Annotated in this window: 16 protein-coding genes; 12 read left to right on the forward strand and 4 right to left on the reverse strand. The window is 53.4% G+C overall.

The features are described 5' to 3' along the window. Nucleotides 1-783 carry a lipid asymmetry maintenance ABC transporter permease subunit MlaE gene (gene mlaE, locus ACMGGS_RS03405; protein ID WP_176918061.1) on the reverse strand — a complete coding sequence of 261 codons (783 nt, stop codon included), beginning with the start codon at nucleotides 781-783 and terminating at the stop codon, nucleotides 1-3. Nucleotides 784-790: 7 nt separating this feature from the next. Next, the gene (gene mlaF / locus ACMGGS_RS03410) at nucleotides 791-1,603 is read right to left on the reverse strand and encodes a phospholipid ABC transporter ATP-binding protein MlaF (protein ID WP_414165052.1); all 813 of its coding nucleotides are present in this window, start codon (nucleotides 1,601-1,603) and stop codon (nucleotides 791-793) included. 93 nt (nucleotides 1,604-1,696) lie between these two features. Between mlaF and ACMGGS_RS03415 the strand changes: the two genes are divergently transcribed. From ACMGGS_RS03415 to yrbL, 12 genes are all read left to right on the forward strand, one after another. Then, nucleotides 1,697-2,137 (forward strand): hypothetical protein, encoded by a 441-nt coding sequence (locus ACMGGS_RS03415; protein ID WP_414165053.1) that lies wholly within the window; start codon nucleotides 1,697-1,699, stop codon nucleotides 2,135-2,137. Between the two features lie 38 nt (nucleotides 2,138-2,175). Continuing rightward, a complete protein-coding gene (gene kdsD / locus ACMGGS_RS03420) occupies nucleotides 2,176-3,162 on the forward strand; it encodes an arabinose-5-phosphate isomerase KdsD (RefSeq protein ID WP_414165054.1) in 987 nt (328 codons plus the stop codon). 14 nt (nucleotides 3,163-3,176) lie between these two features. Beyond that, nucleotides 3,177-3,743 (forward strand): 3-deoxy-manno-octulosonate-8-phosphatase KdsC, encoded by a 567-nt coding sequence (kdsC, locus tag ACMGGS_RS03425; RefSeq protein WP_176918064.1) that lies wholly within the window; start codon nucleotides 3,177-3,179, stop codon nucleotides 3,741-3,743. Further along, complete coding sequence (lptC, locus tag ACMGGS_RS03430) at nucleotides 3,740-4,315, forward strand: LPS export ABC transporter periplasmic protein LptC (protein ID WP_414165055.1); 576 nt, start codon at nucleotides 3,740-3,742, stop codon at nucleotides 4,313-4,315. Before kdsC ends, lptC begins: the two co-directional genes overlap by 4 nt. Further along, the gene (lptA, locus tag ACMGGS_RS03435; protein ID WP_414165056.1) at nucleotides 4,284-4,838 is read left to right on the forward strand and encodes a lipopolysaccharide ABC transporter substrate-binding protein LptA; all 555 of its coding nucleotides are present in this window, start codon (nucleotides 4,284-4,286) and stop codon (nucleotides 4,836-4,838) included. The genes lptC and lptA overlap by 32 nt, the downstream gene beginning before the upstream one ends. 6 nt (nucleotides 4,839-4,844) lie before the next feature. Further along, the gene (lptB, locus tag ACMGGS_RS03440; protein WP_103676736.1) at nucleotides 4,845-5,570 is read left to right on the forward strand and encodes an LPS export ABC transporter ATP-binding protein; all 726 of its coding nucleotides are present in this window, start codon (nucleotides 4,845-4,847) and stop codon (nucleotides 5,568-5,570) included. Nucleotides 5,571-5,662: 92 nt separating this feature from the next. Further along, nucleotides 5,663-7,096, forward strand: coding sequence for an RNA polymerase factor sigma-54 (gene rpoN / locus ACMGGS_RS03445; protein WP_414165057.1), 1,434 nt, complete (start codon nucleotides 5,663-5,665; stop codon nucleotides 7,094-7,096). 22 nt (nucleotides 7,097-7,118) lie between these two features. Further along, complete coding sequence (gene hpf, locus ACMGGS_RS03450) at nucleotides 7,119-7,406, forward strand: ribosome hibernation promoting factor (RefSeq protein WP_176918068.1); 288 nt, start codon at nucleotides 7,119-7,121, stop codon at nucleotides 7,404-7,406. A gap of 57 nt (nucleotides 7,407-7,463) precedes the next feature. Beyond that, a complete protein-coding gene (ptsN, locus tag ACMGGS_RS03455; protein WP_176918069.1) occupies nucleotides 7,464-7,952 on the forward strand; it encodes a PTS IIA-like nitrogen regulatory protein PtsN in 489 nt (162 codons plus the stop codon). A gap of 45 nt (nucleotides 7,953-7,997) precedes the next feature. Further along, nucleotides 7,998-8,849 (forward strand): RNase adapter RapZ, encoded by an 852-nt coding sequence (gene rapZ, locus ACMGGS_RS03460; protein ID WP_176918070.1) that lies wholly within the window; start codon nucleotides 7,998-8,000, stop codon nucleotides 8,847-8,849. Further along, nucleotides 8,846-9,118 carry a PTS phosphocarrier protein NPr gene (gene npr, locus ACMGGS_RS03465; RefSeq protein ID WP_176918071.1) on the forward strand — a complete coding sequence of 91 codons (273 nt, stop codon included), beginning with the start codon at nucleotides 8,846-8,848 and terminating at the stop codon, nucleotides 9,116-9,118. Before rapZ ends, npr begins: the two co-directional genes overlap by 4 nt. Nucleotides 9,119-9,596: 478 nt before the next feature. After that, nucleotides 9,597-10,232 (forward strand): PhoP regulatory network protein YrbL, encoded by a 636-nt coding sequence (yrbL, locus tag ACMGGS_RS03470; protein WP_176918072.1) that lies wholly within the window; start codon nucleotides 9,597-9,599, stop codon nucleotides 10,230-10,232. Here yrbL and mtgA read toward each other — a convergent pair. Both mtgA and elbB read right to left on the reverse strand, forming a co-directional pair. After that, nucleotides 10,229-10,957: a monofunctional biosynthetic peptidoglycan transglycosylase gene (mtgA, locus tag ACMGGS_RS03475; protein WP_414165058.1), complete on the reverse strand. Its 729-nt coding sequence runs from the start codon at nucleotides 10,955-10,957 to the stop codon at nucleotides 10,229-10,231. The two genes, yrbL and mtgA, sit on opposite strands and share 4 nt — an antisense overlap. Then, entirely contained in the window at nucleotides 10,954-11,607 is a 654-nt protein-coding gene (gene elbB / locus ACMGGS_RS03480) for an isoprenoid biosynthesis glyoxalase ElbB (protein ID WP_414165059.1), read from the reverse strand. The genes mtgA and elbB overlap by 4 nt, the downstream gene beginning before the upstream one ends. Nucleotides 11,608-11,643: the final 36 nt, after the last annotated feature.

Here is an 11,643-nt window from a genome sequence, read left to right on the forward strand (position 1 = left end):
TCAATTCCCAAACATCAGTGCAGTCAGCACAAAATCCAGACCAAGAACGGCCAGCGAAGCATGAACAACAGTACGCGTCGTTGCCCGGCTTATCCCGGCGGAAGTAGGGATGGCGTCATAACCGTTAAATAACGCAATCCATGTAACCGTGATAGCGAACACGACGCTTTTAATCAGGCAGTTGATCAGATCGAGACGCAGGTCGACGGCGTCATGCATCGCAGACCAGAAAAACCCGGCGTCAATACCCTTCCAGCTTACGCCGACCAGCGATCCGCCCCAGATGCCCACCGCGACAAAAATAATGGTCAGCAGCGGTAGCGAGATCACCCCGGCCCAGAAGCGCGGCGAGATCACCCGGCGCAGCGGATCGACCGCCATCATCTCCAGGCTCGAGAGCTGTTCAGTGGCACGCATCAGGCCAATTTCCGCCGTCAGCGCGGAGCCTGCGCGACCGGCAAACAGCAACGCAGCGACCACCGGCCCCAGTTCGCGCAGCAGCGACAACGCTACCAGCATTCCAAGGCTGGTTTCCGCACCGTAGGTAGTGAGCACCAGATATCCCTGAAGCCCCAGCACCATACCGATAAAAACACCGGAAACCAGAATAATCACCATCGACAGTACGCCAACGTTATAAAGCTGGCGCACTAACAATGGCGCATGTTTGCGGAACTCTGGCTTGCCGACCAGAGCATTAAATAACATTAACCCGGCGCGCCCGAAGGTGGATATCGTCTTGATACCGCGATGTCCGAGCGCAGCCAGTGCATTTAACAGCATGAGTAGCTTAACTCCCTGTGCCGAGTAAATCGTGGTGATAGTCGCCTGCGGGATAGCGGAACGGCACCGGGCCGTCTGCGATACCGTCCAGAAATTGTCGCACTCTGGGGTCAGCGTTATCCTGTAGCGCCTGCGGGCTACCGTGAGCAACAATCTTTTTATCCGCCACGATCCAGGCATCATCAGCAATGCTCAACACTTCCGGCACATCGTGTGAGACCACGATGCAGGTAATGCCAAGCGAGCTATTAAGTTCAGAAATCAATTCCACCAGTACGCCCATGGTAATAGGGTCCTGGCCAACAAAAGGTTCATCGAACATGATCAGGTCCGGCTCCAGCGCAATCGCACGGGCCAGCGCCGCACGGCGAGCCATACCGCCCGAGAGTTCTGATGGCATCAGTTTAGCCGCTCCGCGTAATCCCACAGCCTCAAGCTTCATCATCACCGTACTTTTCAGCAAGGACGCGGGCAAATGCGTATGTTCGCGCAACGGATAGGCGACATTATCGAATACGTTCATGTCAGTAAACAGTGCGCCAGACTGAAACAGCATACTCATGCGCTTACGCACGGTATAAAGACGCGAACGTGACATATCCGGCACATTTTCGCCGTCAAAGAGGATCTCCCCGGAATCAGGGGGGATCTGGCCGCCGATCAGCCGTAACAGCGTCGTCTTGCCGATCCCTGACGGTCCCATGATCGCAGTGATCTTCCCGCGAGGCACCGACAGCGAGATATTGTCGAAAATCAGGCGGTTGCTTCGTGAAAAACTCACGCCGTTGATGTCGACCAGATTCGCCATAGTCTGACTCATCGATTGTTCCTTTCATTAGACTTCCCGGAGGAAGCATGAAGCTTAATAAAACCGCAACCCCAGCATTTTTACAGAATCTTACCTGCTGAAGGCGTGAAAGCTGATATGCGTTTTACGTGGACGGCACATAACGTCAAAACCGTGAAACCTTTCCATTTTTCCATGCCGCTTCAGTTTGATGCAGCAAGCCGGGGATTATACCTGAAGAAAGTCGATATGATGCTTTTCACGTCACCTGCGTTAAGAATCGGTTTACTCCTGGTCATTAACCGTCCCGTTGTTGGGGCTTTACTGCACCTATTTACCGTGCATTCTGATATCCTGCGACACAAATTGTCGCTACTGTTAATCGTATGTTTGCGGACAAAGACGGCGAATGATGACAGCAATCCCTTCAGGATAGACGGCATTTTTATGCCGGGGCTGGCTGTACTCTGCTATTCATTGTTAAAATCGCCCGTCTGCCGGGAAAATGACAGACAGGCAAAGCCTTTCAACGGGCGGATTTTACTGAATGGTCAGTTTGCTATATGACCACCGCCGATTTTTATGGATTAAAACGGACACGTACTATGTCGCAATTAGCGTTACCGCCGGGATTTGACTTTCAGCAGGTCGGTAAAGAGGTGCTGGAGATTGAACGCGAAGCCCTGACCGAACTCGATCGCTTTATTAATGAGGATTTCAGTCGGGCCTGCGAGAGCATTTTTCACTGTACGGGCAAAGTCGTGGTGATGGGCATGGGTAAATCCGGCCATATTGGCAGGAAAATGGCGGCAACGTTCGCCAGCACCGGCACTTCATCATTCTTTGTTCATCCGGGGGAAGCGGCGCACGGTGATTTAGGTATGGTGACACCACAGGATATCGTCATTGCCCTGTCAAACTCGGGCGAGTCGAACGAAATCCTGGCGCTGATCCCGGTGCTCAAACGTCTGCGCGTGCCGTTAATCTGCATGACCAGCCGTCCTGAAAGTAGCATGGGTCGTGCCGCGGATATCCATCTGTGCGTCAAAGTACCGCGTGAAGCCTGCCCGCTGGGCCTCGCGCCGACCAGCAGCACGACCGCCGCACTGGTCATGGGCGATGCGCTGGCCGTTGCGTTACTGAAAGCACGTGGTTTTACCGCGGAAGACTTTGCGCTTTCCCATCCAGGCGGCGCGCTGGGTCGCAAACTGCTGCTGCGGGTGAACGACATAATGCACACCGGCAATGAGATCCCGCGCGTGGCGAAATCCGCCTCCCTGCGCGATGCGTTGCTGGAGATTACGCGTAAAAACCTCGGCATGACGGTCATTTGCGGCGATGATATGAAAATCGAAGGCATCTTTACCGATGGCGACCTGCGCCGTATTTTTGATAATGGTGAAGACTTGCGTAGCCTGAACATTACCGATGTGATGACGCCGGGCGGTATCCGTATTCGCCCTGGCACACTGGCGGTGGATGCGCTGAACCTGATGCAGTCCCGTCACATCACCTGCGTCATGGTTGCCGATGGCGAGCAGTTGCTGGGTGTGATACATATGCATGATTTGCTGCGCGCTGGCGTAGTGTAAGAAAGGATAAAAGAATGAGTAATGCTGGTGCCTCTGTGGCAACCTGCTATGGGCCGGTGAGTTCACAGATGCTGGAGCAGGCAAAAAAAATCCGCCTGTTAATCCTTGATGTGGACGGCGTGCTTTCCGACGGGCTGATCTATATGGGCAATAATGGCGAAGAGTTAAAGGCGTTTAACGTGCGTGACGGCTACGGCATACGTTGCGCCCTCACCTCCGGTATTGATGTTGCCATTATTACCGGGCGAAAAGCTAAACTGGTAGAAGACCGTTGCGCCACGCTCGGCATTACGCATCTTTATCAGGGGCAGTCGGATAAACTGCTGGCCTATCGCGAACTGCTGGAAAAACTGGCGCTGTCGCCGGATCAGGTCGCCTATGTGGGCGACGATCTGATCGACTGGCCAGTGATGGCCGAAATTGGGCTAAGCGTTGCGGTGGCGGATGCCCACCCGTTGTTGATCCCGCGGGCAGATTATATCACGCGCATTAACGGTGGACGCGGAGCGGTACGCGAGGTCTGCGATTTGCTACTATTGGCGCAGGGCAAGCTTGATGAAGCCAAAGGGCAATCGATATGAGTAAAACCAGACGTTGGGTTATCCTTCTGCTGTCGCTGATCGCACTGATTTTAATCGGTGTGAATCTGGTGAGCAAAGATGACACCGGAGAAAGCGTGGTGTCGTCAAATGACCCAACCTACCGGAGTGAGCATACCGATACCGTGGTATACAGCCCGGAAGGCGCGCTCAATTATCATCTGATCGCGCAGCACGTGGAGTATTTTTCCGACCAGGCAATTACCTGGTTTACGCAGCCGCTGCTGACGACGTATGACACCAATAAAACCGAAACCTGGTCTGTAAAAGCGGATAAAGCGAAGCTGACTAATGACCGGATGCTGTATCTTTACGGCCACGTTGAGGTAAACGCCCTGACACCGGACGCTCAACTACGCAAAATTACGACGGATAACGCCAAAATCAACCTGATCACGCAGGATGTGACCTCTGATGATTTAGTGACGTTATACGGCACGACATTTAATTCCAGCGGCCTGAAAATGCGCGGAAATTTACGCAACAAAACCGCCGAGCTGATTGAAAAGGTTAGAACCTCATATGAAATCCAAAACACACAAACTCAGCCTTAAGCTTGTACTGACCAGTGCGCTTCTGGCCGCCAGTCTTCCCGCGCTGGCGAAAACGGGCGATACCGATCAGCCCATTCATATTGAGTCCGATCAGCAGTCGCTGGATATGCAGGGCAATATCGTCACCTTCACCGGTAACGTCATCGTTACTCAGGGGACGATCAAACTTAATGCCGAAAAAGTGGTTGTTACCCGTCCTGGCGGTGAGAAAGGCAAAGAAGTGATCGACGGCTACGGTAATCCGGCAACCTTCTACCAGATGCAGGACAACGGCAAACCGGTTAAAGGCCGCGCGTCGCAGATGCACTACGAGCTGCAAAATGATTTCGTGGTTCTCACCGGCAACGCGTTCCTTGAGCAGGTCGACAGCAATATTAAAGGCGACAAAATTACCTATCTGGTGAAAGAGCAGAAAATGCAGGCGTTCAGCGAAAAAGGCAAACGCGTCACCACCGTGCTGGTACCGTCGCAACTGCAAGATAAAAGCAACAATCAGACCCCGGCTCAGAAAAAGAGTAACTAATCCAATATGGCAACATTAACTGCAAAGAACCTTGCGAAGGCCTATAAAGGCCGCCGGGTGGTGGAAGACGTTAGTCTGACCGTAAAATCCGGTGAGATTGTCGGGTTACTTGGCCCTAACGGTGCGGGTAAAACCACCACATTCTATATGGTCGTGGGTATCGTCTCGCGCGATGCGGGCAATATCATTATCGACGATGAAGACATCAGCCTGCTGCCGCTTCACGCCCGTGCGCGTCGCGGCATCGGTTATTTGCCGCAGGAAGCGTCCATTTTCCGCCGCCTCAGCGTGTTTGATAACCTGATGGCCGTCCTGCAAATTCGCGACGATCTGACCTCAGAACAGCGGGAAGACCGCGCGAACGAGCTGATGGAAGAGTTTCATATCGAGCATCTGCGTGACAGCCTCGGCCAGGCCCTTTCCGGTGGTGAACGTCGCCGCGTGGAAATCGCCCGTGCGCTGGCAGCGAATCCTAAATTTATCCTGCTGGATGAACCGTTTGCGGGCGTTGACCCGATTTCCGTTATCGATATCAAACGCATTATCGAGCACCTGCGCGACAGCGGCCTCGGCGTTCTGATCACCGATCACAACGTGCGTGAAACGTTAGCCGTCTGTGAACGAGCGTACATCGTGAGTCAAGGCCATCTGATCGCCCACGGTACGCCAGACGAAATCCTTAAAGACGAACAAGTTAAGCGCGTGTATCTTGGGGAAGACTTCAGACTCTGATACGGTGTAGACACTTCCTCATTCATGGTGCGACCTGAAGGATGAAGTGTAAAAAGTCAGTGATCTCAACTCGGGAGAAAATCGCTCTGAATATGAAGCAAGGTTTGCAATTAAGGTTTAGTCAACAGCTTGCCATGACGCCGCAGCTGCAACAGGCCATCCGCTTGCTGCAACTGTCGACGCTGGAATTACAGCAAGAACTCCAACAGGCACTGGAAAGTAATCCACTGCTTGAGCAAACCGATCTTCACGATGAGATAGACGCCAAAGAATCTCCGGACAACGAAGCGCTGGACAGCGTTGACGCGCTGGAACAAAAAGATATGCCGGAGGAGCTTCCTCTGGACGCCAGCTGGGATGAAATCTACACCGCCGGCACCCCTTCCGGTAACGGCGTGGACTATCAGGATGACGAACTGCCCGTTTATCAGGGCGAAACCACCCAGTCGCTTCAGGATTACCTGATGTGGCAGGTCGAGCTGACCCCCTTCTCCGACACCGATCGCGCGATTGCGACCTCGATTGTCGATGCGGTTGACGACACCGGTTATCTGACTATCTCCGTTGAAGACATCCTCGAAAGCATGGGTGATGGCGATATCGGTCTGGACGAAGTGGAAGCCGTGCTAAAGCGCGTACAGCGGTTCGATCCGGTTGGCGTCGCCGCGAAAGATCTGCGCGACTGCCTGCTAATCCAGCTCTCACAGTTTACCAAAACGCCCCCCTGGATCGCCGAAGCGCAACTGATCATCAGCAACCATCTCGATCTGCTCGCCAACCATGATTTTCGCACTCTGATGCGCGTGACGCGCCTGAAGGAAGAGGTGCTGAAAGAGGCGGTGAATCTTATTCAGTCGCTGGATCCGCGTCCGGGTCAGTCGATCCAGACCGGCGAGCCGGAATATGTCATTCCGGATGTGCTGGTACGCAAAGTCAGCGGTCACTGGGTGGTCGAGCTGAATTCCGACAGCATTCCGCGTTTGCAGATCAATCAGCACTACGCGGCGATGGGCGGCAGCACCCGTAACGATGCGGATAACCAGTATATCCGCAGCAATCTTCAGGAAGCGAAATGGCTGATTAAAAGCCTGGAGAGCCGCAACGACACCCTACTGCGCGTCAGCCGCTGTATCGTCGAGCAGCAGCAGGCGTTCTTTGAACAGGGCGAAGAATATATGAAACCGATGGTGCTGGCCGATATCGCCCAGGCCGTCGAGATGCATGAATCCACCATTTCCCGTGTGACCACCCAGAAGTATCTGCACAGTCCGCGAGGCATTTTTGAACTGAAATATTTTTTCTCCAGCCATGTGAATACCGAAGGCGGCGGCGAAGCCTCGTCGACGGCGATCCGCGCGCTGGTGAAAAAGTTGATCGCTGCGGAAAATCCCGCCAAACCGCTGAGCGACAGCAAGCTAACGACCATGCTGTCGGATCAGGGGATTATGGTGGCACGCCGCACCGTTGCGAAGTATCGAGAGTCTTTATCCATTCCGCCGTCTAACCAGCGTAAACAGCTGGTGTGACCTAACCGATAAGGAAGACACTATGCAGCTCAACATCACTGGACACAATGTCGAGATTACTGACGCACTCCGCGATTTTGTCAGCACGAAATTTGCTAAGCTGGAGCAGTATTTTGACCGCATCAATCAGGTCTACATTGTGTTAAAAGTGGAGAAAGTGACTCACATTTCGGATGCCACCCTGCATGTCAACGGGGGGGAAATTCATGCCAGTGCGGAAGGGCAGGACATGTACGCGGCTATCGACGGTTTAATTGATAAACTGGCGCGACAGCTAACCAAACATAAAGATAAACTGAAACAACATTGATTGTCCCGGTGCTCGCCTGATGTCACGTAGTGCGTCAGGCGACGCTTAGGTGAAATTATGATAAATAATGATTCAGCTCTACAACTAAGCACTGTCCTTAACCAGGAATGTACCCGCAGTAACGTTCACTGCCAGAGCAAAAAGCGTGCGCTGGAAATTATCAGTGAGCTGGCAGCAAAGCAGCTGAGCCTGCCACCGCAGGTAGTCTTTGAGGCGATCCTCACCCGTGAAAAGATGGGGAGTACCGGTATCGGTAATGGCCTCGCCATTCCACATGGCAAGCTGGAAGAAGACACGTTGCGTGCGGTTGGGGTCTTTGTGCAACTGGAAACGCCGATTGCCTTCGATGCCATTGATAATCAGCCGGTGGATCTACTGTTTGCCCTGCTGGTACCTGCCGACCAGACGAAAACGCATTTGCATACCCTCTCGCTGGTGGCAAAACGGCTGGCGGATAAAACCATTTGTCGCCGTCTTCGCGCGGCGCAAAGTGATGAAGAGTTGTATCAGATCATCACCGAAACTGAACATAGTGATGATGTGTAGCAGGGATCTTGCTTTACCCTTTGCTGTACTGAGGAGAAACGGTACATGGTACTGATGATCGTCAGCGGTCGCTCAGGCTCGGGAAAATCCGTTGCTCTGCGGGCGCTGGAAGATATGGGCTTTTACTGCGTCGATAACTTGCCCGTGGTGCTGTTGCCTGAACTGGCGAAAAGTCTGGTTGACCGTCAAACGTCCGCCGCCGTCAGCATCGACGTGCGTAATATGCCGGAATCGCCGGAAATTTTTGAGCAGGCGATGCAAAATCTGCCAGAGGCGTTTTCACCGCAGCTTCTGTTCCTTGATGCCGATCGCAACACGCTGATCCGCCGCTATAGCGACACTCGTCGTCTGCATCCGCTTTCCAGCAAAAACCTGTCGCTGGAGAGCGCTATCGATCAGGAGAGCGATCTGCTGGAACCGCTGCGCTCGCGTGCCGATCTGATCGTCGATACCTCTGAGATGTCGGTGCACGAGCTGGCGGAAATGCTGCGTACCCGGCTGCTCGGCAAGCGTGAACGTGAACTGACGATGGTGTTTGAGTCTTTCGGCTTCAAGCACGGCATCCCGATTGATGCCGACTACGTGTTCGACGTGCGTTTTCTGCCAAACCCGCACTGGGACCCGAAACTGCGTCCGATGACGGGTCTTGATAAACCTGTAGCGGCGTTCCTCGACCGACACACCGAAGTGCATAACTTTATCTACCAGACGCGAAGCTACCTGGAGCTGTGGCTGCCGATGCTGGAAACCAACAATCGCAGCTACCTGACCGTGGCGATTGGCTGTACCGGCGGTAAACATCGTTCCGTCTATATTGCCGAGCAGCTGGCCGACTATTTCCGCTCGCGCGGTAAGAACGTTCAGTCCCGCCATCGCACGCTGGAAAAACGTAAATGACCGTCAAGCAGATTGTTGAAATCACCAACAAGCTGGGTATGCATGCCCGCCCGGCTATGAAGCTTTTTGAACTGATGCAGGGCTTTGATGCGGAAGTGCTGCTGCGTAATGATGAAGGCGCGGAGGCGGAGGCCAATAGCGTCATTGCGTTGCTGATGCTGGATTCCGCTAAAGGACGCCAGATCGAGATCGAAGCCACCGGTCCGCAGGAAGTGGAAGCGCTGGCGGCAGTTATCGCGCTATTTAATTCGGGTTTTGACGAAGATTAATTGCCTGTCCCGCCAGGTGCGGGCAATTATATAATATCCACCAATGTTTTTTCATTAATATATTCACCATCAAAATAACGCTCAGATTTATTTATCCGCTTCCGTACTTTTATTGAAAAACTTCGGTATTTTCAGTAACTAGCCATAGCATCCTCACGTCTCATTTCTTATCCTGTGTTTAATTAAAAATACTGTATTAGCAATTCTCTCTTTTTAAATCGCTTATTAAACTACCAAGGAAAAATATTATCTCACTTGCCTTTCAGAGGGGTTGCTGCCGATTTCAACAGGCGCGCCGGCAACACCAGACGACTGCAATTGCCTCTCAGGTCAGCAGCCAGGGTGGAAATTTGTACATTCCGTGCTCTTTTTTGGTTCGGAGTGAACCTTAAGAAAACCTTAACTTGCCCGTTGAGGTTCCATTTAAGTCCCTCATTCATACTGATGAGGTGTGAGCAAATATTTTCAGGACGGCTTTATGATTTACTTATCTGACCAAACCCCGCTGGGGACCGGACGGCACCGCCAGTGCTATGCGCACCCGGAAAATGCTCAACGCTGCATTAAAATTATCTATAACGCTGACCAGAGCGGTCTTAAAGAAATTAAGCGTGAGCTGCGCTACTACGCGCATCTTTCACGCTATCTTAAGGACTGGAGTGGCATTCCACAGTATTACGGAACGGTAGAAACCGACCTGGGTACGGGGTATGTCTATGACATCATCACGGATTTCGACGGCAAACCTTCTGTGACGCTGAAAGCATTTGCCGACCAGTGCCGCTATCAGCACGATGCAGCCCTGCTGCGTGAAGCATTAAAAACGCTAAAGCGTTATTTGCATGATAATCACATTGTTACCATGACCCTGAAACCGCAAAATATTCTCTGCCGCCGGATCAGCGAGTCGGAAATAGTCCCGGTGGTCTGTGACAATATTGGTGAAAGCACGTTGATTCCGCTGGCCAGCTGGTCTGCCTGGTTCTGCCACCGTAAGCAGGCGCGGCTATGGGAACGTTTTATGCAGCAGCCCGCGCTGGTCGCGGCACTGGGAACCTGTGATGATAGTCAGAAAGGCAGCATGCCCGTTACGCTAACGTCACATCAGGCTTAGTGCAGTCTGTTTTGAACCATAAACGATTCGCCGCCCAACTGGCGCATCTGGCGCAAAATCCACGCCTGACGGCTGCGCACGTAGCCTGAGGGCGCATCGGCTTTAAAGCGAATCGGGTTAGGCAGAACGGCAGCCAGCAGCGCGGCTTCGGACATCGTTAATTTGCTCGCGGGCTTGTGGAAATAATGCTGCGCCGCGGCTTCCACGCCAAAAACCCCGCTGCCAAATTCAGCCACGTTGAGGTACACCGTCAGGATCCGTTTTTTACTCCACACCGTTTCAATGCCCACTGTCAGCCCCGCTTCCAGCCCTTTGCGCAGCCAGCTTCGGCCATCCCACAGAAACACATTTTTCGCCGTCTGCTGCGAGAGCGTTGATGCGCCGCGGATCCGCGTTTCATGGCGCTGATTGTGGCTCAGCGCTTTTTCAATCGCGGCGACATCAAAGCCCCAGTGCCGGGGGAAGGTCTGATCTTCCGCCGCAATGACTGCCAGTCCCATAAAGGGCGAGATATCATCCATATCCACCCAGTCAGAGTGAGCCAGATAGCCGAAATCTCCCGTCAGCCAGGCACCGATTTGGCGCTCAGCCATTACGGCAGAAAACGGTACCGGAACGACGCTGAACAGGGCAATGCCCCCGCCCCAGAAAAGGACGAGAGCCAGCATCGTGCGTATCACAACGCGGCGAAGCAACACAAACAGCGAGGAGCGCCCTTTTCTCATTCCGCCAGAACCAGCACGCGCGTAACCAGTTTTTCAATGCCCGCGGCCGCCTCGGCAATATTTTCCGCCAGCATATAAGCGGGCGTAGTGACAACTTTGTTCTCTTCATCCACCACGATGTCGTCCACCGGACACGGCACATGCTCCGCGCCCATCTCTTCCAGCACTTCAGCGGTATCAATGTCGGTACCGATGGTGAGGCGCAGCGGAATAGCGAGAATTTTCGGCAGCATGGCAGGCGCAATGCAGATAAAACCCAGTGGCTTACCGGCACGATGCATCTCCTGCGCCAGCGCTTGCAGGTCGTGATCAACCTGGCACGCCGCGCCCTGAGCGGCAAAGCTGCTCAGATTTTTCGCTGCGCCAAAACCACCGGGGACGATTAACGCATCCAGCTCCGCCGCCTGTGCCTGCGCCAGCGGTTGCACATCGCCTCTGGCAATACGCGCTGCCTCAATTAACACATTGCGACTTTCCGCCATCGCTTCGCCGGTAAGATGATTGATCACGTCCGTCTGGTTTTTGTCCGGTGCAAAGCAGACCGCTTGTGCGCCGTTACGGGCGATCGCCAGCAGGGCAATCACCGCTTCATGGATTTCTGTTCCGTCATAAACGCCGCATCCACTCAGAACCACGCCTATTTTTTTCATCGTGCTATTCCTTTTTGCAACCGATTAGATCTCATT

The organism is Superficieibacter sp. BNK-5, from assembly GCF_047456055.1.
GTDB lineage: Bacteria > Pseudomonadota > Gammaproteobacteria > Enterobacterales > Enterobacteriaceae > Superficieibacter.

What these genes read in the sequence shown, in the direction of transcription:
- mlaE (WP_176918061.1), bottom strand. Translation starts at nt 783, where the DNA reads ATGCTGTTAAATGCACTGGCTGCGCTCGGACATCGCGGTATCAAGACG.
- mlaF (WP_414165052.1), bottom strand. Translation starts at nt 1,603, where the DNA reads ATGAGTCAGACTATGGCGAATCTGGTCGACATCAACGGCGTGAGTTTT.
- kdsD (WP_414165054.1), top strand. Translation starts at nt 2,176, where the DNA reads ATGTCGCAATTAGCGTTACCGCCGGGATTTGACTTTCAGCAGGTCGGT.
- kdsC (WP_176918064.1), top strand. Translation starts at nt 3,177, where the DNA reads ATGAGTAATGCTGGTGCCTCTGTGGCAACCTGCTATGGGCCGGTGAGT.
- lptC (WP_414165055.1), top strand. Translation starts at nt 3,740, where the DNA reads ATGAGTAAAACCAGACGTTGGGTTATCCTTCTGCTGTCGCTGATCGCA.
- lptA (WP_414165056.1), top strand. Translation starts at nt 4,284, where the DNA reads ATGAAATCCAAAACACACAAACTCAGCCTTAAGCTTGTACTGACCAGT.
- lptB (WP_103676736.1), top strand. Translation starts at nt 4,845, where the DNA reads ATGGCAACATTAACTGCAAAGAACCTTGCGAAGGCCTATAAAGGCCGC.
- rpoN (WP_414165057.1), top strand. Translation starts at nt 5,663, where the DNA reads ATGAAGCAAGGTTTGCAATTAAGGTTTAGTCAACAGCTTGCCATGACG.
- hpf (WP_176918068.1), top strand. Translation starts at nt 7,119, where the DNA reads ATGCAGCTCAACATCACTGGACACAATGTCGAGATTACTGACGCACTC.
- ptsN (WP_176918069.1), top strand. Translation starts at nt 7,464, where the DNA reads ATGATAAATAATGATTCAGCTCTACAACTAAGCACTGTCCTTAACCAG.
- rapZ (WP_176918070.1), top strand. Translation starts at nt 7,998, where the DNA reads ATGGTACTGATGATCGTCAGCGGTCGCTCAGGCTCGGGAAAATCCGTT.
- npr (WP_176918071.1), top strand. Translation starts at nt 8,846, where the DNA reads ATGACCGTCAAGCAGATTGTTGAAATCACCAACAAGCTGGGTATGCAT.
- yrbL (WP_176918072.1), top strand. Translation starts at nt 9,597, where the DNA reads ATGATTTACTTATCTGACCAAACCCCGCTGGGGACCGGACGGCACCGC.
- mtgA (WP_414165058.1), bottom strand. Translation starts at nt 10,957, where the DNA reads ATGAGAAAAGGGCGCTCCTCGCTGTTTGTGTTGCTTCGCCGCGTTGTG.
- elbB (WP_414165059.1), bottom strand. Translation starts at nt 11,607, where the DNA reads ATGAAAAAAATAGGCGTGGTTCTGAGTGGATGCGGCGTTTATGACGGA.